This window comes from Holtiella tumoricola, from assembly GCF_027857615.1.
GTDB lineage: Bacteria > Bacillota > Clostridia > Lachnospirales > Cellulosilyticaceae > Holtiella > Holtiella tumoricola.
The window spans coordinates 33,224-59,259 of the sequence record NZ_JAQIFT010000061.1; the positions used below are offsets into that span (position 1 = coordinate 33,224).

Annotated in this window: 25 protein-coding genes; 3 read left to right on the plus strand and 22 right to left on the minus strand. The window is 33.1% G+C overall.

Annotated elements, in window-relative coordinates; translation table 11 throughout:
- Positions 1-62: 62 nt before the first annotated feature.
- From PBV87_RS16935 to PBV87_RS17015, 17 genes are all read right to left on the minus strand, one after another.
- Positions 63-974: a nucleotidyltransferase family protein gene (locus tag PBV87_RS16935; protein ID WP_271013052.1), complete on the minus strand. Its 912-nt coding sequence runs from the start codon at positions 972-974 to the stop codon at positions 63-65.
- Between the two features lie 18 nt (positions 975-992).
- Positions 993-2,162 (minus strand): Coenzyme F420 hydrogenase/dehydrogenase, beta subunit C-terminal domain, encoded by a 1,170-nt coding sequence (locus PBV87_RS16940; RefSeq protein ID WP_271013053.1) that lies wholly within the window; start codon positions 2,160-2,162, stop codon positions 993-995.
- Positions 2,163-2,188: 26 nt separating this feature from the next.
- Positions 2,189-3,418, minus strand: coding sequence for a hypothetical protein (locus PBV87_RS16945; RefSeq protein WP_271013054.1), 1,230 nt, complete (start codon positions 3,416-3,418; stop codon positions 2,189-2,191).
- A 27-nt stretch (positions 3,419-3,445) separates the two neighbouring features.
- A complete protein-coding gene (locus PBV87_RS22945; protein WP_271013055.1) occupies positions 3,446-4,984 on the minus strand; it encodes a lipopolysaccharide biosynthesis protein in 1,539 nt (512 codons plus the stop codon).
- A gap of 232 nt (positions 4,985-5,216) precedes the next feature.
- Positions 5,217-6,365, minus strand: a complete 1,149-nt coding sequence (locus PBV87_RS16955; RefSeq protein ID WP_271013056.1) for a polysaccharide pyruvyl transferase family protein — start codon at positions 6,363-6,365, stop codon at positions 5,217-5,219.
- A gap of 31 nt (positions 6,366-6,396) precedes the next feature.
- Positions 6,397-7,392, minus strand: a complete 996-nt coding sequence (locus tag PBV87_RS16960; protein ID WP_271013057.1) for a glycosyltransferase family 2 protein — start codon at positions 7,390-7,392, stop codon at positions 6,397-6,399.
- A 54-nt stretch (positions 7,393-7,446) separates the two neighbouring features.
- Entirely contained in the window at positions 7,447-8,475 is a 1,029-nt protein-coding gene (locus PBV87_RS16965; protein WP_271013058.1) for an EpsG family protein, read from the minus strand.
- 68 nt (positions 8,476-8,543) lie between these two features.
- Entirely contained in the window at positions 8,544-9,524 is a 981-nt protein-coding gene (locus PBV87_RS16970; RefSeq protein WP_271013059.1) for a DUF6625 family protein, read from the minus strand.
- Positions 9,514-10,581, minus strand: a complete 1,068-nt coding sequence (locus PBV87_RS16975; RefSeq protein WP_271013060.1) for a glycosyltransferase family 2 protein — start codon at positions 10,579-10,581, stop codon at positions 9,514-9,516. Before PBV87_RS16975 ends, PBV87_RS16970 begins: the two co-directional genes overlap by 11 nt.
- Before the next feature lie 86 nt (positions 10,582-10,667).
- Positions 10,668-11,771: a glycosyltransferase family 4 protein gene (locus tag PBV87_RS16980; RefSeq protein WP_271013061.1), complete on the minus strand. Its 1,104-nt coding sequence runs from the start codon at positions 11,769-11,771 to the stop codon at positions 10,668-10,670.
- Positions 11,772-11,791: 20 nt separating this feature from the next.
- Entirely contained in the window at positions 11,792-12,415 is a 624-nt protein-coding gene (locus PBV87_RS16985) for an acetyltransferase (RefSeq protein ID WP_271013062.1), read from the minus strand.
- A gap of 4 nt (positions 12,416-12,419) precedes the next feature.
- Positions 12,420-13,025 carry a sugar transferase gene (locus PBV87_RS16990; RefSeq protein WP_271013063.1) on the minus strand — a complete coding sequence of 202 codons (606 nt, stop codon included), beginning with the start codon at positions 13,023-13,025 and terminating at the stop codon, positions 12,420-12,422.
- 1 nt (position 13,026) lies between these two features.
- Positions 13,027-14,139 carry a DegT/DnrJ/EryC1/StrS family aminotransferase gene (locus PBV87_RS16995; RefSeq protein WP_271013064.1) on the minus strand — a complete coding sequence of 371 codons (1,113 nt, stop codon included), beginning with the start codon at positions 14,137-14,139 and terminating at the stop codon, positions 13,027-13,029.
- A 600-nt stretch (positions 14,140-14,739) separates the two neighbouring features.
- Positions 14,740-14,889: a YvrJ family protein gene (locus PBV87_RS17000; RefSeq protein WP_271013065.1), complete on the minus strand. Its 150-nt coding sequence runs from the start codon at positions 14,887-14,889 to the stop codon at positions 14,740-14,742.
- A gap of 3 nt (positions 14,890-14,892) precedes the next feature.
- The gene (locus PBV87_RS17005; RefSeq protein ID WP_053983009.1) at positions 14,893-15,123 is read right to left on the minus strand and encodes a DUF2922 domain-containing protein; all 231 of its coding nucleotides are present in this window, start codon (positions 15,121-15,123) and stop codon (positions 14,893-14,895) included.
- Between the two features lie 98 nt (positions 15,124-15,221).
- Positions 15,222-15,419, minus strand: a complete 198-nt coding sequence (locus tag PBV87_RS17010; RefSeq protein WP_271013066.1) for a DUF1659 domain-containing protein — start codon at positions 15,417-15,419, stop codon at positions 15,222-15,224.
- A 66-nt stretch (positions 15,420-15,485) separates the two neighbouring features.
- Positions 15,486-16,040 (minus strand): sigma factor, encoded by a 555-nt coding sequence (locus PBV87_RS17015; protein WP_271013067.1) that lies wholly within the window; start codon positions 16,038-16,040, stop codon positions 15,486-15,488.
- Positions 16,041-16,303: 263 nt separating this feature from the next.
- Between PBV87_RS17015 and PBV87_RS17020 the strand changes: the two genes are divergently transcribed.
- Positions 16,304-17,200 (plus strand): chalcone isomerase family protein, encoded by an 897-nt coding sequence (locus tag PBV87_RS17020; protein ID WP_271013068.1) that lies wholly within the window; start codon positions 16,304-16,306, stop codon positions 17,198-17,200.
- Positions 17,201-17,438: 238 nt separating this feature from the next.
- Here PBV87_RS17020 and PBV87_RS17025 read toward each other — a convergent pair whose 3' ends face one another.
- Positions 17,439-17,675, minus strand: a complete 237-nt coding sequence (locus PBV87_RS17025) for a hypothetical protein (RefSeq protein WP_271013069.1) — start codon at positions 17,673-17,675, stop codon at positions 17,439-17,441.
- A gap of 210 nt (positions 17,676-17,885) precedes the next feature.
- Between PBV87_RS17025 and PBV87_RS17030 the strand changes: the two genes are divergently transcribed.
- Complete coding sequence (locus PBV87_RS17030) at positions 17,886-18,617, plus strand: peptidoglycan recognition protein family protein (RefSeq protein WP_271013070.1); 732 nt, start codon at positions 17,886-17,888, stop codon at positions 18,615-18,617.
- 47 nt (positions 18,618-18,664) lie between these two features.
- Here PBV87_RS17030 and PBV87_RS17035 read toward each other — a convergent pair whose 3' ends face one another.
- Genes PBV87_RS17035 through PBV87_RS17050 form a run of 4 tightly spaced genes read right to left on the minus strand, consistent with a single transcriptional unit; the run spans position 18,665 to position 23,585 of the window.
- Positions 18,665-20,017, minus strand: coding sequence for a sulfatase family protein (locus tag PBV87_RS17035; protein WP_271013071.1), 1,353 nt, complete (start codon positions 20,015-20,017; stop codon positions 18,665-18,667).
- A gap of 10 nt (positions 20,018-20,027) precedes the next feature.
- Positions 20,028-21,692, minus strand: coding sequence for an extracellular solute-binding protein (locus PBV87_RS17040; RefSeq protein ID WP_271013072.1), 1,665 nt, complete (start codon positions 21,690-21,692; stop codon positions 20,028-20,030).
- Between the two features lie 39 nt (positions 21,693-21,731).
- A complete protein-coding gene (locus PBV87_RS17045) occupies positions 21,732-22,649 on the minus strand; it encodes a carbohydrate ABC transporter permease (protein ID WP_271013073.1) in 918 nt (305 codons plus the stop codon).
- Between the two features lie 12 nt (positions 22,650-22,661).
- On the minus strand, positions 22,662-23,585 hold the full coding sequence (locus tag PBV87_RS17050) for an ABC transporter permease (RefSeq protein ID WP_271013074.1): 924 nt from the start codon (positions 23,583-23,585) through the stop codon (positions 22,662-22,664).
- 196 nt (positions 23,586-23,781) lie between these two features.
- Here PBV87_RS17050 and PBV87_RS17055 point away from each other — a divergent pair, with 196 nt between their 5' ends.
- Positions 23,782-25,965, plus strand: a complete 2,184-nt coding sequence (locus tag PBV87_RS17055; RefSeq protein ID WP_271013075.1) for a helix-turn-helix domain-containing protein — start codon at positions 23,782-23,784, stop codon at positions 25,963-25,965.
- The last annotated feature ends 71 nt before the right edge of the window (positions 25,966-26,036 follow it).

Genomic DNA, 26,036 nt, shown 5'->3' on the forward strand with positions numbered 1-26,036 from the left:
AAACATAAAGACTCCTATAAGTAATGCATATTACTTATAGGAGTCTTTCATTGTATCTGTTATTATTTCCAAAGTCTTTCTGGATACTTACCCTCTTCTTTTAACTTAGCTAAAGCTGCCATCACCTGTGGCTTGTCCTCTTTATAAGTTACACCTTGCCAGGTATCATGAGACGCATAAACTTTAACTTTAGCCTTTTGTCTCTCAATCAACTCACCAATGGTTGTCGGGATCAAACACTCTGACTTTTCCACATCTCGTGGTACTTCATGGGCTAAGAAATCCACAATATCCTCCTCTAACTGTGCAAAAACGGCTGGTGTTAATGCCCACATATTCATAGATACGAGACTATCTGGATCTACATCCACCCAAGTTCCTTTATCCATATAGCGCACCACACCTTCTTGACGCTCAATCTGCTTACGCTCTACAATCTCTGAAAGGTATTCCCCTTCCATCTTACATACACCACGGGTTACATGCCCATGATCTGTCAACGTATTATCAAGAATATACCCCACCATGGCATATTCATCTATTCCATTTTCTTGTACCTCACATAAATGACGGTACATATGTATAAAAGCCTCTGCCCCATAATAATCATCTGCATTTAACACTACAAAAGGTGCATCTACTCTATCCTTACAACACCAAATAGCATGGGTTGTTCCCCAAGGCTTTGTACGTCCCTCTGGTACTGTATAACCTTGTGGTAAAGTTGTAAGCTCTTGATGCGCATATTGGACCTCTATAAAATCAGCAATACGATTCCCTATCACATCACGAAAATCTTGCTCATGCTCTCCTTTGATAATAAGTACAGCCCTCTTAAATCCTGCACGAATGGCATCAAAGATAGAAAAATCAATGATAATCTCTCCCTGCTCTGTAATCGGATCAATCTGCTTTAATCCACCATAACGACTTCCCATCCCTGCAGCCATGATCACTAATATTGGTTCTTTCATTTGTTAAACTCCCCCTGCTTACCTAAATATTCTTCTCTTTATTCTACTTAATATCCCCCACACTTTTCCTTTTACTCTTTTCAGTACATTAGGTGGATTCAAGTATTTCTTAATTAATTTATCAAATGATATGTTGTCTAGGTCCTTGAAGAATTGTTCTCTTTCTGGGTGTGGCTTTACTGCTCCAGCAATACAAGGATTATGTTTTATTGCGTATTTTAAATTACATTCTTGTATAAAGATTTGCTCTTTGCAACTGAGTAAGAGTTCTTTCCCTTTTTGTGTATTTATTAATAACAATGAAGTTCCTTTATCATCATCTAATTCTGGGTACTTAGCACCTACTCCCCAAAAGTCTGCTAGCGTAATATCAGCAACTCTTGGTATAGTTGAAAAGGTGCATTCATAACATGATGGTCTTAAATAAATATCTTTTAAGAATCCTATCATATATGGATTTTGTCCATATTGTGTAGTATTTAACTTGTCATTTTCAAATTTTATTGTAACCCAATAAGATTTCCAACCTTTTACTTTATCTCTAAAAGTCATTTTTGTAATTTTACCACTATGCTTATCTTCTAAATAGTCTTTATACTTTTCAAATACCTTTGGAGATGGTACTCCATGGCATGCTACATCACATGTATAGAGATTTTCATATTTCTTCTGAAGATACGTATATAATCCTGCAATTTGGCAAGGTGTACCGGTGAATAACACTTTTTTACCTTGTCCTAGACATTCCTTAGCTTGTGCATATGTATCTCCTATATTACTCTGTACATATTTGGAACTTCTTAACTCTGCTAAAGCTTTTTTAATTATAATCTTTCTATGTGTAACTCTAAACCCTTCATCAAATCCTGCTCCAAAGATAACACCATTTTGATCAATTATCCATTCTGCTAGAGCGGTAAATACACCACCTGATGAACTTTGTTTTCTAATTTCTGCATCTAGATTCCAAGCACCTAATGCCTGTGGCTCTAATGCATTGGGATTAGCATACTGTTTAAGTTCTGGGCACACTTTTTCACACAAGTTACAATTAATACACTTTGTTTGATCTACCTCTGGATACCAAAAGCCTTCTTGATCTACCTTCATTTCTATACAATGCTTTGGACAGATGTTTTCACATGCATGGCACCCACAACAATCTTTTTTATGTTTAATCTCTATCACGACTTACCTCCCTATACTTAGCTTCCTTACTTTAATAGTTTTTTAATTATATTTTTAATGTTGGAAGGTAATATTTTACTTAAAGCAATTTTAATTCTATTTATTACTATACTCGGTATTAACATTAAAAAGCATCTAAATCGACTTGGTAATTTAATATTATTAGATTTTGCCAGCTCTACATTTGATTTTGCAAATGCATCTTTCTTTTGTAAATACACTTGTTTATAAATATATTTTTTTTCAATTTCATTCTTATATTTTTTAATATCAAATAAATCTTTAAATTCATTCAATCTATTAACAGAATTCAGAGCCATCAATGTCCTTGAACATTTACTACAAACCGAACAGTTTTCATGAGTATCATCCCCACTAACACATACATTTAAATATCTATGTACAGGCTCATAATTTAATATATGTATAGTTTTTTGAGCTCTGTTGTATTGTGTTCCATCCGCCACCAATTCTAATGATTCTGTGCTTAATAATGGAAGAAGTATTGGATCAAACATGGCAATATCTTTGTCTAGATCACTTGCATAGTATTCTAAGATTTCTAAATAAGACCAACCTAGAGAGGCACAATAATATTTGTTATAATATTTTTGCATAAAAAGTATTCCTGATACTAATGTTAATGTACATGTCAATTGGTGTCCCCATGGATGAAATACAAATAAATTTGAATCTATTGGAATAAAATCTAGCCCTAACTCTTCTGGGAAATTTTTTAAGTATTCATAGCGTAATCTAAATTTTTCTTTTACCTTTATCTGATTATCACGACCATGTGCACCTACATTCAGGAAAAGAAAACTATTAATTTTATAATCAGGATCATTCTCCAACTCATAGTGATCATAAATTGTGCAAAATGAGTCTACTCCTCCTGAAAACCCAGTACCTACTCCATCTCCTCTGTAATTGTGATTTGTTAATTCATTAGCAGTAACCTTTATTTGCTTGCAACTCGAAGAAAAAGACTTAATGAGTGGAATAACATAATGATTTATATTATGTAGCAATTTTTTTGAAACTTTACCTTCTATATAAATATCCTCACCATATTTCATAGCTGGATATAAAAGTCCTACTAAGAACGCGTCATATTGATCCGTACAAATATTATTTTCATACCTTAATTCTGTAGAAAACCAAAGTTCTTTCTCTTCTATGTACTTACTTTCAATATATGCTGAAAGTTTGATAACGTTATTGTTCACACTTTTATTTAAATTATATATTCTCATCTTATTCTCCCTATGTAGTAGATATAATTATTTTTTTACATATCTATTTACTATGTTACTTATTTTATTGTATGGCTGACCTATAAATAAATCCTTTTCATATTTCTCAAAACTAAAATAGTATAGAGATATAAAGTATATTATGATATAAGGTATTACCATTGATAAAAATGTTATGTCATTAAATTTACCTTTATTTGATATCATTAAACATCCTACTATAATAGGTATAATTAATCCTTTAGAAAAAATTAGAATTTGCTTTAAAAATAACTTTATATCTAATCCGCACACTAAAAAATAATAAAAATTAATAAATATTTGATTTATTACTACTGCTATCGATGTGCCTATAGCGCTACCAATAGCCCCATATTCTTTAGCCATCGGTATAGTAATAATGATATTAATTATAGCTATACACAACATAAACTTTGCAGGTGTTTGATGTAAGTCCTGTGCTTTTCTTATCTCTATACCAATATTTTGTATTAAAACTAAACCCATAGGTATCATAAGTATCATGGCCACTGCATAAGATTTACTATAAGTTTCTCCTGCCCAAATATTGATAAATGATTCACCAAAAATAGTAAATCCCATAACGACTAAAGCGACTAGTACAAATTGTATTTTTCCAATTCTAATAAATAAATCTGTCAATTTTTTACTTTTTAATTCTTCACTAACTATCTTGTTTACTCTGGGGATAAAAACACCAGAAACTACAGCTGCTATACTAATTAAATAACTATTAAATTGTGCTCCAACTGAATATATAGCTACTTCCTCTGTTCCTTTAAATCTTCCTAATATAAATTTATCAATATTCCAGTTGATTTGATCAATAATCATATATATAAAAATAAATGATGAGAATACCGTCATTTCTTTCATTAATGTAAAATCCATATTTCTGATTGAAAATCTCATTTGTAACTTTTTAATACAATAACATACATTAATAATTCCTATTACAATATTTAAAATCGTACTAGCAACTACTAATCCTATTGATCCATATCCTAAAAATAAAACCGGCAAAACAATAAATGGATTAATAACTACACTAATCATATTAACTATTTTTTGAAATATAAATTTCTCATTTGCCGTGATATGGGATGTAAATACAATAGTAGGAAATGATATTGCCAAATTTACTACCATTATCATCATTAAAACTTTCGCCTTTACTAACTCTGATACTGTCAGCTGAGCACCAAATATTATTTCAATATTCATCGCCAGTATGATACCGGCAACTACAGCTACAACTCCTATTATTGTGAAAATAATTAAAAACATACCATTCAAAGTAGCAATTTTTTCTTTATCTGACTTTATTTTATAACGAGAGTAATAACGCATATATGCACTACCAAATCCAAAGTTTAACACCCCTAGATATGCAACAATTGATGCTACTAAATTATACAATCCATACTCACTTTGACCAAGTAGTCTTAACATTATAGGGGTATACACTATAGAAATAATATAACCTAAACCCATTGATATATATGATAGGATTGCTCCAGCCTTTAACTGATTAATTTTTTCCACAACCTATTTCACCTCCTAATATATTAAATATAGTTAACGTCTTATTTTTATCTCACCTATTTTTTTCATTCAATGATTAGTAGCTGGAAATTAAAAGTAATCTTTGATGACTCTATAAGTCTTAACATAATTGATGTGTAGAGTATAACTACAATATTACTTACAAGTAAGCCTATATAAGATAAAATTGCTCCCGCTTTCAACTGATTAAGTTTCATTTATCCTTGGCTTTCTATTTAAGAATACTTCCTACTGCTTCACTAAGATATTCTAAAGATTTTTTTCTCTCTACTTCTAATAATAACTTAGCCTCTTTATAATTATTATCAAATATTTTTTCCTTTACAATCTTATCTAATTTTCTATCCTCAAGATTGAACTTATTGACAAAAGTATCTATCCTTGAATTCATTGATTCTACTTGTTTCTGTCCATTTCTCTCACAAATCACTAATGGAGTCTCTAATAAAAGTGAAAATACACATCCATGGAACGAATCTGTCATAAATAACTTTGCTGAATTAATATAATCTATAAACTCACTAGGCCCCGTTGCATAGTGCTCTTTATCTCTTAGATTTGCTAAATTTACAATCTTTAAGTGCTTTTCCTTACTAATCTCATCTATCATTCTCTTTAAATCCTTAGATACCTCTCCCAAGAAATACGTTAAGATATAATCTTCCTTAGGCTTATTGGGAGCCTTCTGAGCTATCGCTAACCAGTCATCTTTTGTAAGTAACATTGTCGGATCTAAAACCACTTGTACCTCCCTACCAGTTAAATCTCTAATTATTCGAGCACCTTGTTCCTCTCTAACAGATATTTTATTCATCTTAGATAACCATGTTTTGTAGTGATCGATATAAACCTCTGGTATTGTACTCACCCCAAAACTCGGTGCATAGGCTATCCTCTTCTCTATAGGTGCAAAATCTAAAAAGGTTACATTTCCTGCTGCTGCATCAAAAGGATTCCATACTTGATCACTTCCTGTAACAAAAAAATCATAACTATTTATTTGATTTTCTGGTAAATTGTTATCATCAATACTATAACTAGTTTCACTAATGTACTTATTCGTAAAATCTTTAAATATACTAACTCTTATACTATTCATCTCTGTAATTTCTCTTTTATTTACCAAAAGATAAAGCATGTGGTTTACTAAATAGATTTTTTTTGATACTGGCTTTTTAATAAACTCTTTAATTTTATAACCAAGTTTAGTTTTTTCATGATTTTTAATTACATGAGTGCCATTGATAATGGTATCAGTAGTGTACCCTAATCGATTAATTACTTCTTGTAAGGCATAATTTTGTAATCTATTGCCATAGTTATTGTATCCATTGAGTGTTATAATCGCTGCTTTTTTCATTTCAATCCCCTCTTATTTTTATTAACTCAAGTTAAATTTTCTGTTGAATCTTAAATAATATATATATTAGATTTTTAAAATCTTTATTTACTAGTACGATTAAGATTTTTTCTTTGAAATTAAGTTTACTTACCTCTACTGATTTAATTTTATTAGAATTTCTTATATCATTAACTACTTCTTTAAAATTACTCCAATTAGAATAACTCACAACATTATCTATACTCACCTTTAGATTTCTAACTATAATTTGTTCTAAATTACCTTGATAATCAAATCCATCTTTATAACTAAAAAATAGTTGTTCATATTTCTGTGAAATATAGTCTAATGTCTGCCAACATTTTTCAATATACCTTCTTGACAATCCACCTACTCTAGTATGATTAATATATACAATTTCATTACTTATCAAGCAGTTATTAATATGACTTATATATTCCATATTGAAGCAAGTATCTTCTCCAAAATCTAATCCAATTGCAAATGTTATTTTATTTTGTTTTACTACTTTTGTTCTATATAACTTAGCTACAGGTACACATACATATTGAAAGTATTCTTTACTAAGTAGTTCATTAAGCCCTTCAGCTTTACTATGTATTTCTTTTGCTCTAGGTGCAATTAATATATTTTTATCATTACAACATTGATAGCCCATAATTACTAGCTCATAGTGTTTATAACCCATCATTTTCTCTACACAATTCACCTCTAAAGCATCATCACTATCTAAAAACATCAAGTAATCACCTTGTGATTCATGTATTCCCTTATTTCTAGCAACTGATACTCCACCATTAGATTGAGTGAAAATTTTCACCCTCTCATCCATTATTTTGTTACAGATTTCTAACGATAAATCTGTAGATCCATCATTTATTACAATTACTTCTATATTTTTATATGTTTGATTCAAGCAAGAGTTTATACATCGCTCAATTGTTTCTTGCGAATTATAACAAGGTATTATTATAGAACATATCTCAGAATTACTGTAATTTATTTTTTCGTCTTTTATAGTCATTACACATCTCCATAAATTTAGCAGCTAAATATGTCTCAATATATTTAGCATATTCTAAATTATAAAATATTTAAACAATATATTATTTCTATATAAATCAACAATCAACTTATCGAAGCCTATATCTCCTAAAATCCTAGTTTCTATAAATGCTAAGTAAATTATTATAAATAAATTTAAAAACAAAGCAACATGAACTAATAAAGATTTTTTTTCTCTAAAATTTAGTATGTACTCCTCAGCCATAATCAAGTAGTTTAGTGGCATTAGATGAATATAGTATCTTCTAAAAATAGTGTTTATAAAATAAGTCGGTATTAGACAAATTAGTAGTTCATTATAACTCTTAAAATTCTTTTCAAATACAGTTGTAAACCTCTTTCTTTTGAATGTAATAAATGTAATATAGTATAAGTATATCTGCAATAAAAAGAAGTACGGTATCTTATACCATGATATATATGCTGTTTCTCCTGCTAAATAATTAGTTAATTTTACTTGTGAAATCAGTCCTGCCTGTATTCCAATAAATATTGCTAGTATACCTAGTAAGCCTAGCACTAGTACAATCTTCATCTTATACTTCCATCCTCTTTTATCATCTATATTCATATAAAATAGCGTAATATAAAATGCTGCAGAAAAATGAAGACCTGTTGCTATAATTACACACATGAATAATGCTATATTTTTTTTAACTTTATTTTTCATTATAGAAAACAAATAAATGCCTAGTATTACGGCACTTATTGCCAAAAAAAATCTCTTTTGTATAACAAACTCACTCATAGGATATACCATCAACATAGCATATGCTATATTAGGTATCTTAGATACTTTCCAGATTACAAAAAATATTAATCCAAAAGCAATTAATCCAGTAACTAAATTAAATTCTGTATATGAAAAGTTTAATCTATTGAAAATAATATATAGCAAATCTGCAAACCAAGTACTTGTTATACTAATATCTCCATATGACAAATAACTTCCAGCTAAATAAATAGTTTCATTTCCTATATAGTCTGCACCCCCTATATTCAAACCATAGAGTAACCAACACCAAGTAAACTGTAAAACCATTAATATTCTAGACTTTCTTAATAAACAACTCAAAATAAAAAATGTAAAAAGTGCTATATATATAATTATCATTTTTCAATAAACCTTCGCTTTATTTTTACATTTAAGTTTTGTATTCTTAACTTTATATAATGTAAATTAAAATATTTTTTCCTTATATGAGAATATCTTTCACTATTAATTTGATTGTATTCTAATTCTTCAAATTTATTAGGAACTATTTTAAAATTATTTAAACCCTTTATTTCTTTTATATCATTTTGCATTTTTCTACTTTGTAAATGTATATACATAAATTCCTTATGTTTAAGGTTTCCTTTTTTATCTTTATAGTACATAAATAGTTTACCTTTATCCCATATGAATAGTTTATCCTTATAATCTTTATTTGTATATTTTGCTTTTTCAAAATCCCAATAAGTTAATTTAAAATAACTATATTTTGTATATATATTAGCTTGATATTGTTCTTTAAAAACTTTCAAATCATACTCATCAAAAATGTTATTAATACTACTTTTAAATTCTTCATCAAAACTACAGTTATTAGGATTTTTAAACACTTCTTGATATCTCAATTTTTCTTTATACGGAAGCATAAACTTTGTATTTATAGATGATTCATTTTTATAAATTGTACAGTGACCATATATAAATAACTTATCATAACAATTATCTAATATTTGTTTATTTATAAATTTTTGTATATCTCCAAATATCATATCTGTGTCACAATACCCCCAATAAGAATATTCTTTTAGATATTCTTGGAATATATATCCATAAGCAACTCTATAGTCGCAAAGCTTATACGGCTTATTTAATGATATTTCAAAATTAATTTTTTTTGTAATTTTGTTTCTCATTTCATCAAATGATATATGATGAACAATAACATTACTAGGATAATTATATTGCATTTTATCATCTGTAAAAATAATCCAATCTGCTATTTCTTTGTTATATTCACAAGATTTCAAGAACAACTCAAAATAATTATTAAATTTACCAAAGTAAGGTATTATAAATGCTATTCTTTTATTTTTCACTATATACTCCTCTCCTTTTTATCAAGATCAGACTATTTAAGACAAATATAATTATTGTGTGTTTCTTTTGCCTACAAAGCCAATAAAAGCATTTCCACTTAAATTCTAATTCATCTAAACTGAATTGTTTAAATGCTTTTTTATAAATCTCTCTATTTAATACTTCCTTACAGTATTTAACCTTTGTTTTATAACTTATATTTGAACATACTAAGCCATAAATAATTGCGAATAAGTTGATAATAACTCTATTATTTAATGCATTTTCAAACTCTTCTCCTAATCCTTTGTCCGTAACAAACTCTCTTTTTACTGCATACATGTTTTCACGTAAATATGCTTTTTCTAGGTTATAGTTTTTAGTTAATGATATAGGATTTGTTTTTCTATAATGATAAAATGTATTTGAAATATATTTACAACATTTTGCATGATAAAATACTTGTACATTGTAGTAGCTATCTTCTACACTAATTTTTTTAGTATCTGTAAATTCAACTTCATTTAATATAGATCTTCTATACAATTTTCCCCAAGCTGTAGATAGATTATCAATTTTCAGAGGATTTATGGAGTTAGTTGGCCCAAACAGTGATTTTAATAAAAATTCTTTTGTTTGTTCTTGGTTAAAGTACAATGTATCTAAATCAAATAATTTTACAACTACTTTTTTTTGCTTATATTCTTTAATATAAGGAAATAGTACAATATCTAAATTTTCATCTTTTTGGATTTCTTTTATACATTTTTCAATGCAATCATTATCAATCCAATCATCTGAATCGATGTACATTATATATTTACCACTCGCATTACGAATACCACTGTTTCGCGCTGCTGATAATCCTGCATTCTTTTGATTAATTAGTATTATTCTACTGTCTTGTTGCGCATATTTCATACATATCTCTTCACTTAAATCAGTAGCCCCATCATTAACAATAATAATTTCTAATGCATTATATGTCTGATTCAATATACTCTGTATGCATTTTTCAAGATATAACTCTACGTTGTACACTGGAACAATTACTGATACAATTTCTCTTTTAATCATCGATTTCCTCTTCCTTATATTTAATAATTTAAGCGCTACACTTACTACTTAATAAGATACTATTAGTTCATGCAGCTAATACTATTTCAAATTTCCTCTTCATATATTTTAATCATCTGTCCCATTGCATTACTTATATCAAATTTATTAATTAATTCGCTTGCATTCATAACTAGCCTGTTCCTTAAATATTTATCTGTTAGGATTGTATTTATAGACTCATAGAAGTCTTTACTATTTCTAGGATCGCATAATAATGCTGTTTTATCATGGATTGCATAATCTTTTATTCCGTGTCTATCAGATGCAATAACTGGTATTCCTGCCGCCATTGCTTCAATTCCTGCAATACCTAACCCTTCCCATAAAGAAGGGAAAACAAAAATATCTGATACTCTTAAAATCTCTTTTATATCTGTTCGATGCCCTAGAAAAACTACTTTATCTTCTATATTCATCTTTTTAGCAAGAGATTTTAAATTCGCCTCTTCTACACCCTTCCCACATATTACATATTTGAATTTTAATTCTCTTAGATTAGCAAGCGCCTGAATAACAATTTGATGATTCTTTCTTTTTGTCAAGTCCCCTACAGAGATTATTAAAGTTTCATTGCCTTTTACACCTATTTCTGCTCTTTTGTTTCTAAAATCATACTCTTGATCATTATCTTTAAATTTACTAATATCTAATCCTATTCCTGGTATATAATATTTTTTCTTGATATTAAATTTGTTTACAACTTGATAATCCTCATTATTAATCGTAATTATAATATCAGTATATTTTGCCATGAATTTTTCAACGGGATAATATAATATCCAATTTTTAATTGGACCCCCTTTACAGAAATGAAACCCGTGACAAGTGTATATAACTTTTGTCTCTTTTTTTCTAGAGTTTTTGGATGCTAGTCGCCCCAATATCCCTCCCATAGGAGTATGACAATGAACTATATCATATTTTTCTCTCTCTATTATTTCTTTTAATTGCTTATAAGCATTAATATTTTCAAATCTATATGGAGATCTTTGAATATTTATATCAAATTGTCTATTAACCCCCTCAACAACCTCTTCCCCATTAGCTGCCACATGAACTTCATGACCATTTTCTCTTAACCATTTTATATACGGTACATGAAATGCATTAAAGTGTCTATGAATATTAGCAACATATAATATTTTCATTTTTATTCTCCATTTCTCAATTATTTATTTTTCCACCTTGCTGGTACTCCTACCACTAACGTTTCATCTTGTATATCATTTACCACTACAGCTCCAGCACCAACTGTTACGCTCTCACCTATAGTAATATTATTAATCACTTTAGCACCAAGGCATATCCAACTCTTATCCCCTACACTTACTGTTCCACCTAATGTAGCACTTGGAGATAAGTGAACACCATTACCAATTTGACAATCATGCTCTATAATGACTCCCGTATTAACGATACAAGCCTTACCTACCCAAGCTGATACATTAACCACAGCTTGTGGCATCACTATAGTCCCTAATCCAATACCACTAAACTGGCTCACTACAGCACTTGGATGGATAAATATAGGCACTTCATATCCTGTTTCTAGAAGTGCCTCCGTAAGTCTAAGTCTTAAGTCATTATTCCCTACTGCTACGATAGCATGAGTGTATTCTTCTCTCAGTACCTCATACTCTCTAAAGTCTCCAATGACAGGATAACTTAATACTTCTTCACCTATCTTGCCACCATCCAAGAAACTAATCTCATCCCACTCTTCACAGGTAAGTGCAAGATCAAGGACGACTTTACCTTGACCTCCCGCTCCTAATATGAGTAACTTCTTCATCTCATCACTCTCCAAAGTATGTCATGGTATTGTCTTCTGAGCTGTTGATATCCTTACTCATAAGTACATTCTTAATTGTCTTAACCAATACTTTAAGATCAGTCTTCATGCTGATATTATCTGCATACCATACATCTAACTTAAACTTTTCTTCCCAGCTAATAGCATTACGTCCATTTACCTGTGCCCATCCACTAATCCCTGGTCTTACATTGTGTCTTCTACGTTGCTCTTCATTATAATGTTTAAGATATTGTACAAGTAATGGTCTTGGCCCAATGAAACTCATATCGCCTTTAAGGACATTAAAGAACTGTGGAAACTCATCTAAGCTGGTTCTTCTAAGAATTTTACCAATCTTAGTCATACGTTCCATATCTGACAGTACATTACCATCTTTATCATGTGTAGCTACTTGCATGGTACGGAACTTATAAATCTTAAAGATTTTCTCATCTTTACCTGGTCGTTCTTGCTTAAATAATACCGGGCCTTTTGGATCAGCTATCTTAATGGCGATAGCAGCTATTAGCATAAATGGCCATGCTGCAAATAGTAAAAGAAAAGCCCCTACTATATCAATTCCTCTTTTTACATACTTTGCATACATACTAGAATAACCCCTTTATAATTCCAACGATTCTCTCTAAATCTACATCACTCATCTTTGTATCCGATGGCAAGCACACCCCATTTTCAAATAACTCTTGTGATACCCCTTCACCGATGAAGTCATATGCTTCAAAGAATGGTTGCATATGCATTGGTTTCCAGATTGGTCTACTTTCAATGTTTTCTTCTTCAAGTGCAAGCATAATATCAAGTGGTTTCACCTGACCACTTAAAGTGATACATGTAAGCCAGCAGTTGCTGTCTTGCCATTCATTCATTGGCATCATATGTACACCTTCAAGACCACCTAATTCTCTCTTATAGTACTCATAGATATATTTTTTCTTTGCTATACGTTCATCTAATACTTTAAGCTGGCCACGACCAACGCCTGCTATAACATTACTCATACGGTAGTTGAAGCCTAGCTCACTATGTTGATAATGTCTTGCATTGTCTCTTGCTTGTGTAGACCAGAATCTCACTTTAGCAATACGTTCTTCATCATTACTTACAAGCATACCGCCACCTGATGTGGTGATGATCTTATTCCCATTAAAGGAGAAGATACCATATGCTCCAAATGTGCCTGTGTATTGTCCTTTATAAGTTGTCCCTAAGCTTTCTGCTGCATCTTCAATAAGTGGTACATTGTACTTCTCACAGAGTGCTATAATAGGATCTAAATTCGCTGCCAGCCCATATAAATGAACAACCATAACCGCTTTAACTTGATTACCATACTTTTCAAAGGCTTGTTCTAATGCTGCTGGGCTCATATTCCAGGTTTCAAAGTCACTATCAATAAAAACCGGGATAGCTTTTTGATAGATAATTGGATTGGCTGTTGCTGAGAAGGTAAGATCCTGACATAATACAATATCGCCTTCTCCTACACCTACTGCTTTGAGTGCCATATGTAAAGCAGCTGTCCCTGCTGATAATGCTGCTGCATGTCCAATACCTACTTTAGTTGCTAATTCCTTTTCAAATTCATTCACATTTGTACCTAATGGTGCAATCCAATTGGTATCAAATGCTTCTTTTACATAGTGTTGTTCATACCCTTCATCACTCATATGTGGTGATGCTAAAAAAATCTTTTCTGCCATCTTTCCTACTCCCTCTTATTATGTAAAATAGTATTCTATAAATTTTATAACTCTTTATCTACCACTCATCTCTGATGAGTAATATTAAACAACTATAAAATTTATGCTATTTATTTTTGGACACAACAATAAACCTGCCTCTTTATCTTTGTATTTTCCCTCTACAAGTTAGGCAAGTTCTCTTCTTTTATATGTATTTGGCTGAACGGCATCATTTCCCCTTGTTCCCTCATGGTGGTGTATCCCCCTAATTTATTATATATCTATCTAATCATATTTCCCATATATGCTTAGATATCCTTATATTTATTGGCCTCGTCTCTACAGTAGATATGAGGACACCCCTTTTGATATTTACTTACATTTCTCTATAATAATTGTTTATTGTTCGCTTTAATATTAATATTATAATATATCCCAATATGTATATATGTCAAATTTTTTTGTTTCTCCTCTTTATTCTAATCCATATTGTAGAGAATTTCTATATTTTTGTCATAAATAGTCGTTTTATTTACATAACTAGATAAATCATTGCACATAACAAAAACCCAGCCACCCTTCCATATGGGAAGTGCAGCTGGGTTAATGACATCTCTTTTACTTATCTTCTTGCTTTTCTAAAACGTTACTCAGATGTGTAATGGTCGTTGAGAGTGTCTCAATCTTACCTTCAATTCTTACAAGTAGGTACATGGAGAGAATGATGGGAAAGCCAAAGTTACCAATCTGGCTTAACAAGTCATTCATCTTTTACGCCTCTTCTAGTTCTACAGTATCCACTTGCTGAATCACATATTTAGCTTCTACGATGCGATCTGGTTGTACGTTCTCTCCTAATGCATTGCTTGCAATAATATCTGTCATGGCCTTTTTGATCTCGGCACCTGATAGTGTCTCTGCTGGGTTTGTGATGGTAATGGTCTCTTCTGTCTTAACTGGTGTACCAAATACGAGTACTAAATTTCTCTTTTTAATTTCCATAGGATTGTAGCCCCCTTATTTTTCTTAGAGTAGGTATGTACAACTAAGGTGTTTGCTAGGGTGTCCTCTATGCTGTAGGTCTATGATGTATCTATAGATTAGCCTTGTAGAAGTAACTTGGTTTCTTCTACCTTCATCATGGTATCTAGACTCTCTGCATTCAAGCTTGCAACGGCCTTACCTAAAGTGTGAAGTTGGTCATTAGTTGCTGCTTGATTGCAATGTGAGAGTGTCTGAGAACCTTTTGTAAATTTGAGTGAGAGTTTGATTTCATCTAATACGGGTGTGATTGCCATGTGCATTCCTCCTTGGTATTTTTCTTAAGCACCGGTTGCTTATATATATACATACGCCGCATCTGTCTATTTTTCGTCGATTATTTTTAAAATTTTTTCGATTAGTCTTCTTTTTTGACTATCTAGCTTGGTATAGGAGATCCCTTCCTCCCTACTAATATCTATGATGCGTTTATCTTCTTGTATTAATTGTTTCAATAATTTTTGATTGGATGGACTAAGCTTATCTATAATCTTTTGTACATATAATTCCCCTAGAATGTGTTCTTCTGAAGTCATGTCTCCTAGTGATGTAATCTTATTTTCTAAGCAATACAGTTGGTCTTGTTGGAGTAAGTTTACGTGGCTTTCTCTTCTTCTGGCTGTTCTATTGGCTGTCTTAATCAAGTTCACTAAGTTCTTAATATAATAGGTTTTGAAAGTGGTCTGTTTGTCATCACTGTACTTTTCTAGACTTTTGCTAAACAAGATGTATGCTTCTTGTTCAAGATCATCATAATCATTAGTGAATTTTGCGAGTGTACGATAGCAATAATAACGTGATTGTTTAAGTTCTTCCCAGAGTAACCATTGAGCATTTTTATCAGTTTTACATATTTTTACCATCTCTTGTAAATTCATCGTTTACATTGCTAGGTACTACGTAGAACCATTGCTCTCCTTTTCTGTATTTAGTTGGCCCATGGGAAGCTAGGAGCATACCAGCTTATCTCTACCTTACCATTTCATGATTTATTTCGAAAATTGTATTTTTAAAACTTGCCAATTTTATTTTTGTTTTGCCAAAATTTTTATATCTTTTTCCGACTAATTTTGTCACTCTGTGGCGTATGTATAGGTATAAGGTCTTATAAATCCACTTTCTGAATTTAGGAGGAATAGATATGAAAATGCAAAAATGTCTCAAGTATTGCCCAGAGTTAAACCAAATCACAGGAAGCGTTACAGCCAGTCTACTTATGTGTCAACTAGAGTATTGGTTTACAAGAAGCAAGAAGGATGGCTTCTACAAGTTCCTAGAGCCTTGTACCCATAAAGCTTATAAAAAGGGAAGTAGCTGGGTAGAAGAAATGGGGTTTAGCAAAGCGGAGTTCCGTAGTGCTTTTAGTCGTATTGGTAAGGTGTATAAGTCTAAAAAGGCTTATCTTGAGAGTAAAGATCCTTTTGAAGGTAAGCTCTACTTGTCTTATTATGATCGGATGAAAAAGCTCACTTACTACGTGCGTAATACAAAGCTTGTAACTACACTTCTTACAAATCCACTTTCTGCATCTGGGTATTCTAGAGATTTAGCTACACCATCTTTTACTCCTCAAGAACAAGAAAAGAATAAGATAGACTACATAGAGGTACTCACCCTCTTTAAGACTTATTGCCCTACTCTAGGAGCCTCTACACATCTTACCCCCAGATGTAAACAGAAGCTTGAAGCCCTTTACCACCTACTTGAGCAAAAGGGGCAGGATATACGTGAGACTTTAGAGCAGGTCTTCAAAGAGGTGGAGTGTTCTGATTTTCTTTGTGGTAGACTTGGCTCTAGCCGTTGGGTAGCTTGCTTAGAGTGGATCCTTGCCCCTCAGAAGTTCTTCAAAATTCTAAGTGGGGGGTATCGCCCGTTTAAATGTCCTACACCTTTTAGACCTGCTACTCCTCGCAACACACCTTTTCATCGTATGGACCTGCATCACTTTGACCTAGAACTTCTAGAAGCCAAAGAACGTACCAGACTAGAAGCTAATCACCTAGCAAGATTGCACAATCCATCTCTTCCTAATTTATAAGTTTTTACTAAATCAAATTTTTTTATAAAAATAACGACGAATTCAGATGCGCTACGGCGTATGTATTATTATAAGGCCAAGCAAACAGCCTTATAGGGTATCAGATGGGACAAGTCCTAGGCCCCTTCTCTCTACGATACCTTCCTAAGAAGTCTGAGCCACTTAAGCCTCCTCCTCCCTCGGCTTAATGTTGCTCCTCTTCTTAGACACCAGCCCTGTAGGTGGTGGCAACCACAGGTCACTGGCTCCTTCTAACTTCATAACAGCTTCCACCTTTATATGTATTTCTTACACATGGCAACCAACCTATGCCCACGGTCACGTATGAGGTAAACCCAGCGTACACAAGGTCAGCTTGGACACCTGGCATGATACATCCATTAGGGATCCCTTTCACTGCAGGCACACCATCTAGACGCTCGTGTAACCTGGTAAGTCCAAGAGTACTACACCAACGGCTACCGTTATCCCCCATTTGTAATAGTTACATCCTTAGGAAGTCTAAAAGAAGTTGCAAGCTTTGCCACATATACGAGAAGCCACCTTAAGTCTAGTCTTTGTGCACTGCACAGGGAGGAAAAGACTGTCTTAGGGTGGCTTTTTGTGCTTTTATCTATACTTTCTTATTAATAAATCACTAAATCAATACATCAATAAACAAATACATACAAGGAGATGAAATCTATTGAGTCTACAACTTTCTATTCAGTCTCAGCTACTCACCCCTAATCCTTACAGTCGCCCCAGTCTACCCCTTCGGCAAGTCAAGAAACTGGTCATCCACTGGGTAGCAAATCCTGCTTCTTCTGCTCTTGCCAATCGGAACTACTTTGAAAACCTAAAGCAAGGTACCCGTGGGATCTATGCTAGTAGCCACTACATAGTAGGGCTCGGAGGTGAGATTATCCAATGTATCCCTGACACTGAGCAAGCCTACCATGCCAAGAACGCTAACACCTATAGCCTTGGGATAGAAGTCTGTCACCCTGACTGGGAAGGTCAGTTTGATACCTCTACCTATAAGGCTCTCACCCAGTTCCTCGCTAAGCTATGTATGACTTATACTCTTGATCCAGCTACAGATATTCTCAGACACTATGACATCACTGGCAAAGTCTGTCCTAAGTTCTACGTTCATCACCCTGCTCACTTTACTAAGCTGAAGGCAGATGTTGCCTCTATCATCAAGGAGGTCTACATCCATACACCAGCACAACCTCCTCTTCCCCTATCACCTCCAGTACCTCCTGCACCAGACTCTATTATCTTGGAGGTAAATAAGGTACTTGTAGATGCAGCTGCCTTTATTTATAAAGGAAACTACTATATCAGGCTACGTGATCTAGAATGTAACATGCTCCAAGTCACGTATGACCCAACGCGCAATATCCCTATTCTAACGGTGTTATCACCTTAACTTAAAAGAAGAGCAAGAACGAATGGTATACGTTCTTGCTCTTCTTTTTACATTTCTATATGGATTTCAAAAGGATCATCTATGGCCTTTAGTGCATCTTTTAATACCTTTAAGTAATGAGCTGTCACTCCTTTTTGCTCTTGTGCAACATTTTTCATTTGATAAGGGTCTGTTTGTCTATCATAAAGAATACATTCTTGTTGACCCTGTGCTGATGAAAGGATAAAGGTGTAGCGGTTATCTCTTATCCCTCTACCATACCCTTCACTCTCTTTATCCTCTACAAAATAGATGGAATACTCTGGCCCATCAATATAATCTTGCATACGCATATTAGGTGCAAAGTTATGACCTACACAAGCTTTTGGGATTTGGCTTTCTAGTCCTACTGCACCGAGAAGTGTAGGAAAAATATCAATGGTGGATAATTGTGCTTCTACATCTTGATGCTTAAATTGGCTTGGATACCTCACTAAAAAGGGTACACTTACAGCTTCTTCATACCAGATGTTTTTATGCATACGTCCTTGACTTCCCATCATTTCACCATGGTCAGAAGTAAAGATTACAATGGTATTATCTTTAATCCCCTTATCCTCTATGGCTTGCATAAGCTTGCCAAAGTTCTCATCTATACCTGTAATCGAAGCAAAGTAGTTCTTCACATGTTTTATGGCTTCTTCATTGAGTTTTACATTGGGCCTTACGAGTAGATCATCTGCTTCTTTGCCTTCATAATAGTCCAAATACTCTTGTGGGAACATATCAAAATCTGTATGAGGTGGATTAAAAGATACAAACAGTGCAAAAGGTTTATCCTGATTGTTAATATAATCTATAGCTACTTGTGTCTCATGCTTGACTGACCATTCTTGCACATCTTTTCTTTCTTCTATTTTAGCGTCGTTAATCCAGTAGTGAGGCTTCATATGCCAATCGTAGCAACCGTAAGAATACCAGAAATTAAATCCGTGTCTTCCCTTACCTGGAGGCGTGTAGGCATCCCATATGTATCCATCTCCTCTAGCCCCTTCTGTATATGCATTTTGCTCTGCTTTTGGTGCATCTAAATGCCACTTTCCTATGTATCCCATCTCATACCCATTTTGAGCTAAAATATCAGATACACACACTTGGTCATCATGGAGATAGCAACCTTGCTTTGCACTTACTGAAGTACAGTTGGTAAAAATATTGTTCTTATGAGGGTACATCCCTGTCATAAGTATACCTCGGTATGGACTACATACAGGATAGTTACTTACTGCTTGATTAAATACCACACTTTCCTCGGCGAATCGATCTAAATGGGGTGTAATCACTGGGTCCTGCTTCATATAACCTATTGCTTGCCTTCTAAACTGATCGCAAAAAACATAGACTAAATTAGGTTTTGTCATACCCTTCCTCCTATTTATTAATTCTGTCATAACTTGCTTGTTGTAATTCTAAGTAGCGACCTACATTTAACTTTTCTAACTTATCAAGATGTTCTTGCCACTTAGCATCATCTATACCAGATAATACAGCCTGTGCTACAAAGCTTTTAATATAATTATCAATTTCTACTTGTAAGTTAGCCTTTTCTTCTGTTACCTCTAAGCTTTCAAAGAGGGTTAACATATTTTCTTCTGGGAAGTATGGCTCTAACATATCAATATAGCTTGATCTTTGTTCTCCTTTTGGATCATCTTTTAATTGGAATTTGTCTAGTTCATCTAAAGTAATAAACATAGGACCATGAGGACCTGCAGATGTTGTATATCTATATTCACCCTTACTTACACCTTCAGGTAAATTATTAAGGTACCAATAGTCTCCTGTCTCATCATTCATATCCCAAAGGACATTACGTTCTCCAAAGTACCATTCCATCTTGGTAGAAAAGTCACTATTCACATAGTCGAACCATCTGATTAAAGCCTCTGGGTTTTTACATGCTTTGGTAATGACAAAGCCCCCATTCCATCCTGCAAACTTCTCCTTTTGTCCATCCCAAAGTGGTTCAGATACTGATGACTTCAATGGTGGTAATGCGATGTACTGACTATCATTTTGTTCCCCTACAGCAAAATAAGGAAGGTATTCTAGGAATGAGCCCACTACCATCTGTTGCCCCTTTGAATAGTACTGTTGCTGAGTCTGACTAAAGCCCTCTAAATCTAGTAATTCCTCTTTTGCTAACTGATTGTAGTATTTAAGTGCTTCATAGTACTCTGGCTTTGCAGGTGCAAACTCTACCTTCCCATCTTCAATCATAATATGGTCTGTTCCGTCTTTAATACCAAATGAGCCTAGAAGCATACTAAATTGTGAAGCATAGAACTGTTGACAAAAAGATAAAGGTATTTCATCATTGAGTCCATTACCGTTAGGATCTTTTTCTTTAAAAGCCTTGAGTACTTCATAGTACTCTTCAACTGTAGTCGGTACCTCTAGTCCTAAGTTGTCTAGCCATTGTTTATTCAAGAAGAGCACACCTGATGTTGTATCATTACGTGCACTATGTGCATTGGTCATAAAGGAGTATATCTTGCCATCTTCTTGTTCTAACATGGTTTTAATCTCTGGGTAGGTATTATAGACTTCTGATACATGAGGTGCATATCTATCAATATAATCCCCTACTGGTATAAGCTGTGGAAGATTCTTTACAATAGAAGAGGCACTAATACCTGTTGCAATAGCATCTGGTAGCTGTCCTGATGCAAACATAATGTTGATTTTTTCTTGCCATCCTGTAGAAGGAATTTCCATCCATTTAATTTCTATATTGGTATCTTCTTGCGCTTTAATAACGGCTGGCTTATTTTCATAGGTATCTTTAGCAAGTGGATGTCCTATAACTGCTATGGTGAACGTTTCTTTTTCCTTTACAATAGGTAACCCTTCTAAGTAGAGATTACCTTCCATCTCTCTTGTCGTACCATCCTTACTAGTTTCTACTGTTACTTCTTTTCCACCGGCTTTGGCACCTGCCTTTTGTCCGCCTTCTCCTGTCGTTGTACAACCTACTAATAAGATCCCTACCATAATCAGTGTTGTAACTTTAGATAACATTTTCTTCACTTTCATCTTTATTCCCCTTTTCTTTAATAAAGTACAAAATTTAAATCACCCTTTAACTGCTCCAATCATAACGCCTTTAACAAAATATTTTTGTATAAAAGGATAGATAATGAGGACTGGAATAGTGGCAACAACAATAACACCATATTTTACAACTTCTACTAAAGTATTCATTTCACTTACGGTCTCTGCATCTACACCGCCACCACTTGCTGCTTGCTGCATCATCATTTGGAAGGAGAGTAAAATTTCTCTTAATACAAGCTGTAAAGGATATTTATCCATATCATTGAGGTAAATCATTGCATTAAAGAAAGAATTCCAATAAGCGATAGCACAATAAAGTGTAATAACCGCTATAATGGGTTTAGAAATAGGTATAACAATTTCAAAGAAAAATCTTTGGTTGGTACAACCATCTACGAAAGCTGCTTCTTGTAACTCTTTAGGTATCGTTGAAGCAAAGAAAGAACGTGCAATAATAACATTATAGACCGACACACTACCTAGCAAAATAATAATAGCTCTTGTATCAATTAAATGAAGTTGCTTGACTACTAAGTATAGAGGTACAAGTCCTCCTGAAAAGTACATTGTAAATACAAATATCCCCATTAAAATATTGCGTCCTGGAAGGTCTGACCTTGAAAAAGCATATCCTGCTAAAATGGTAATGCTTACCCCTACCAATGTCCCCATTACTGTATAAAATATGGTATTGGCATAACCACTCCATAGCTTTGCATTCTGAAGGATATTCTCATACCCTATAAGCGAAAAGCCCTTTGGATAAAGAAGTAAGTCTCCTGAATTGACTGCCGCCGGACTTGATACTGAGGCAACTAATACAAAATATAGTGGATAAGCTACTATAATAATAATAGCTATAATAAGTGTGATTGTAATCCACGTGAAAAGCCTATCTTGCTTTGTTTCTTTTATTTTAGTGCTTACTGCCTTCATTGTTCCCCTCCTCTACCATAAGCTTGTTCCTGATACTTTTTTCGCTACTCTATTGACCCCTATAAGAATACAAAAGTTAATAATATTATTGAATAAGCCAACAGCTGTAGAATAACTGTACTGGGCATTCACTAGCCCCATCTTGTATGTATAAGTAGAAATAATCTCTGATACTTCTAAGTTTAAATCATTTTGCATGAGTAAGACTTTCTCAAAGCCTACATTCATGACTTGCCCCATGTTAAGAATAAGTAAAATCGTAATCGTTGGTAAAATGGCTGGGAAGTCAATATGTCTAATACGTTGTAGCTTACTGGCCCCATCTATAATGGCCGCTTCATGAAGCTCTGGGCTAACGCCTGATAGCGCTGCAATATAAATAATAGAAGCCCAACCTGTACCTTGCCATATGCCGGACCATACATAGACATGTCTAAACCATTCTTTTTGTCCTAAGAAGAATATACGCTCTCCGCCTAGTGCTTCCAAGATTGTATTAATAAATCCAGTCCTTGGAGAGAGGAAGATCGAGAGCATCCCTACCAATACAACTGTTGAAATAAAATGTGGTGCGTAGGTAATGGTTTGTGTTAGCTTTTTTAGCTTTTCATTCTTGGTGTAATTAATCATAAAAGCTAAAAGGATAGGGATTGGGAATGATGCAACTAAAGAATAAATACTAATTGAAAGTGTATTCTTTAATAGATCCCAGAACATAATGGAATCAAAAAATTTGGTGAAATGCTTCAAGCCTACCCATGGACTACCTGCTATCCCTTCATAGGGCAAATAATCTTTAAAAGCAATTTGTATTCCATACATGGGCCAATAATTAAAAATGATGATGTAGAGTAAAGCTGGTAACAAGAAAAGATATAAAATATAATTTCTTTTCATCAATAACCAAGTTTGCTTACGCTGAGCTTTGCTTATCATATGATCTCTTCCCCTTTCGTTTTCATATTTTCATCTAATCACACATTCGTTTATTGGTAAATATTCAATATTTTTAGTATAAACTTTTTTTGAATTTAAACATTTTACACAAAAATAATTTTATCAAAACTTGAATTTTAGGTATATATATGTTATAAATGCCTTATATTCTATTTACCAAAGGAGTTGTCTATTTTTGAATACTAATCTATTTAAAGAATTTAATAAGCACCTCTGCTCCTACTTTTTCATTATTTTTATCCCTATTATGGCTTTAAATATCTGCTATCAGAACTATTTTTTAGATACCTATAAAACTGAAGTCATTCAACAAAACAATAATAACCTTAATAAGTTCCAAGTTTATTTTGATCATAAAATTGACCTCATTCATAAGGTCACAAGTAATTTGACACGTACGCCTTACTTTTCTGACGCTTATATTAGACATAACATCAGCTCTTTTTATGATATTCTTGCAGAACTTAATGCCATCAAAGCCCTTGACCCTACATTTGTAGATATTTATTACTACAATAAAAATGTCCCCAATACACTCTACTCTTGTAATGGTACTTACAATATTAATACCTATACTCAAATCAATCCTAATTTTTTGAATGGATATGCAAACTTTGAAAACAAGATAAATAGCATCTCTAAACCTATATTCCAAGCACCAGATGATAATATTCTTGCATCCCTTACACCTTGTATCGAATACATTTTACCTGTACATAATCAATCTGCATTTTTTGTCTTTAGAATCAATCTTTCATTTTTCTCAGATGCACTTCACAATATTTATGATACTGAAAATGCATCTTATACTTACATACTCTCTGACACTTATGAACTCTATAAAAATGCACCTCCTGATTTCTCCTTATCTCTAGATAACTTGCCAGGTACGGAACCTTCTAATATCCAAACCACATACAAAGATCATTATTATATAAGTAGTACCTCCTCTCCTACTAGTAATCTAACTTACATGAGTATTGTCAACGAGGCGCTCTTATTAGCCAAAGTACGCACCTTGTCCAATAAGTTTATCTTGCTCAATCTTTTGATCTTGTTGCTGGGCTTTATCATTATCTTTGTTTTAACCAATAAATACTACGAGCCTATTAGGCGCTTACTTGCCTCTCTCCATGACTTTAACTTTAATCTTCCAAAAAACCTAGATGCTTTAGACCAGGTTGCTGTAGGACTTGATCTATTAGATAGAGACAATAGGCGTCTCAACTATGAAAAGAGTCTTTTAAAATTACTTAGTGGTACGTATAAAACTATCTCAAGTTTTAATATGAACCCTGCCCACAAGGATATTTTACTCAAGTATGAAACGTATAAAATTATTACACTCTGCCCTGCCCCTTCTTATACGTTAAGCAATGAAGATAAACAGCTATTAAGACAAGCTAAGCTGGCTCCACTGGAGGGTGTAGACCTTTATCAGGTAGATTATACTGAATCTAACATGTCTATCTGGATTGCCTTTTATCAAACAGGTATGGATACCTTATTAAAAGAAGCATTACTTAATTTAGATGGTGCACTTAAGGCTACCTTGTCTGTCCCTCTAAGGTTATGTATCAGTCATCAATATACAGAATTAAGTGGTATGCCTTATGCCCTTCTAGAGTGCTCTAAGCTCTCACAGCATACAGACTGTACACTTCATAAGACTCTATTGTTTTATGAAGAAGTGAATCTACAAAAACCTGTAGAATTCTCCTATCCAGAAGCTGAACTCTCCGGCTTACAGGATGCCATCACCAGTCGTAACATTGAAAAAATAGAGCTTTTTGTAAATATACTTGTAGATTATATTAATAGTTTGGATGAGTGTAATCCACTTCTCCTACCTTTAGCCTATACTATTTCACATGTTTTTAAGAAGGCAGCTAAAATATTAAATATTACTTCTGTAACAAACTTTGACAATCTTTCCAAGACGAATACGCCTTTTTCTAAAGCTTTGTTTACAGAGTACATCCTTACACTCTCTAAAGAAGTAATAGGTATTATACAACTTCACACCGAACCTTGTGCCTCCTCATCAATCCAAGTGATTATTGATTATATTAATCAACATTATTGTGAGTATGATTTATCTGTGTCCTTCTTAGCTGATCATTTTAATCTGTCTATTTCTAACTTGAGCCATCAGTTTAAAGCAACGACTAGCGTTAATGTTTCTTCCTATATTAATGCACTTCGTATTGAAAAGGCTAAGCAGCTCCTTTGCACAACCTCTATGACCATTACAGATATTGCTACTTCTATTGGTTATACACAGCCTTCTAGCTTTATAAGGCGTTTCAAACAATTTACCAATATGACACCTGGTGAATTTAGAGCACAAGCAAAATAAGTTATTGCCTAGATGTAGGTAAAAAAAGAGTCTTATGGCACTCTAGCCATAAGACTCTTTTTAGATCTATT

Coding starts and splice junctions, on each gene's coding strand:
- PBV87_RS17015 (WP_271013067.1), bottom strand. CDS start 16,040: ATGAATTTACAAGAGATGGTAAAAATATGTAAAACTGATAAAAATGCT.
- PBV87_RS16960 (WP_271013057.1), bottom strand. CDS start 7,392: ATGACTATAAAAGACGAAAAAATAAATTACAGTAATTCTGAGATATGT.
- PBV87_RS16995 (WP_271013064.1), bottom strand. CDS start 14,139: ATGGCAGAAAAGATTTTTTTAGCATCACCACATATGAGTGATGAAGGG.
- PBV87_RS17040 (WP_271013072.1), bottom strand. CDS start 21,692: ATGAAAGTGAAGAAAATGTTATCTAAAGTTACAACACTGATTATGGTA.
- PBV87_RS16985 (WP_271013062.1), bottom strand. CDS start 12,415: ATGAAGAAGTTACTCATATTAGGAGCGGGAGGTCAAGGTAAAGTCGTC.
- PBV87_RS17035 (WP_271013071.1), bottom strand. CDS start 20,017: ATGACAAAACCTAATTTAGTCTATGTTTTTTGCGATCAGTTTAGAAGG.
- PBV87_RS17025 (WP_271013069.1), bottom strand. CDS start 17,675: ATGGGGGATAACGGTAGCCGTTGGTGTAGTACTCTTGGACTTACCAGG.
- PBV87_RS16945 (WP_271013054.1), bottom strand. CDS start 3,418: ATGAGAATATATAATTTAAATAAAAGTGTGAACAATAACGTTATCAAA.
- PBV87_RS17005 (WP_053983009.1), bottom strand. CDS start 15,123: ATGGAAATTAAAAAGAGAAATTTAGTACTCGTATTTGGTACACCAGTT.
- PBV87_RS16955 (WP_271013056.1), bottom strand. CDS start 6,365: ATGAAAAAAGCAGCGATTATAACACTCAATGGATACAATAACTATGGC.
- PBV87_RS17010 (WP_271013066.1), bottom strand. CDS start 15,419: ATGGCAATCACACCCGTATTAGATGAAATCAAACTCTCACTCAAATTT.
- PBV87_RS17050 (WP_271013074.1), bottom strand. CDS start 23,585: ATGATAAGCAAAGCTCAGCGTAAGCAAACTTGGTTATTGATGAAAAGA.
- PBV87_RS16975 (WP_271013060.1), bottom strand. CDS start 10,581: ATGATTAAAAGAGAAATTGTATCAGTAATTGTTCCAGTGTACAACGTA.
- PBV87_RS17000 (WP_271013065.1), bottom strand. CDS start 14,889: ATGAATGACTTGTTAAGCCAGATTGGTAACTTTGGCTTTCCCATCATT.
- PBV87_RS17045 (WP_271013073.1), bottom strand. CDS start 22,649: ATGAAGGCAGTAAGCACTAAAATAAAAGAAACAAAGCAAGATAGGCTT.
- PBV87_RS16935 (WP_271013052.1), bottom strand. CDS start 974: ATGAAAGAACCAATATTAGTGATCATGGCTGCAGGGATGGGAAGTCGT.
- PBV87_RS16980 (WP_271013061.1), bottom strand. CDS start 11,771: ATGAAAATATTATATGTTGCTAATATTCATAGACACTTTAATGCATTT.
- PBV87_RS16965 (WP_271013058.1), bottom strand. CDS start 8,475: ATGGTTTTACAGTTTACTTGGTGTTGGTTACTCTATGGTTTGAATATA.
- PBV87_RS16990 (WP_271013063.1), bottom strand. CDS start 13,025: ATGTATGCAAAGTATGTAAAAAGAGGAATTGATATAGTAGGGGCTTTT.
- PBV87_RS17020 (WP_271013068.1), top strand. CDS start 16,304: ATGAAAATGCAAAAATGTCTCAAGTATTGCCCAGAGTTAAACCAAATC.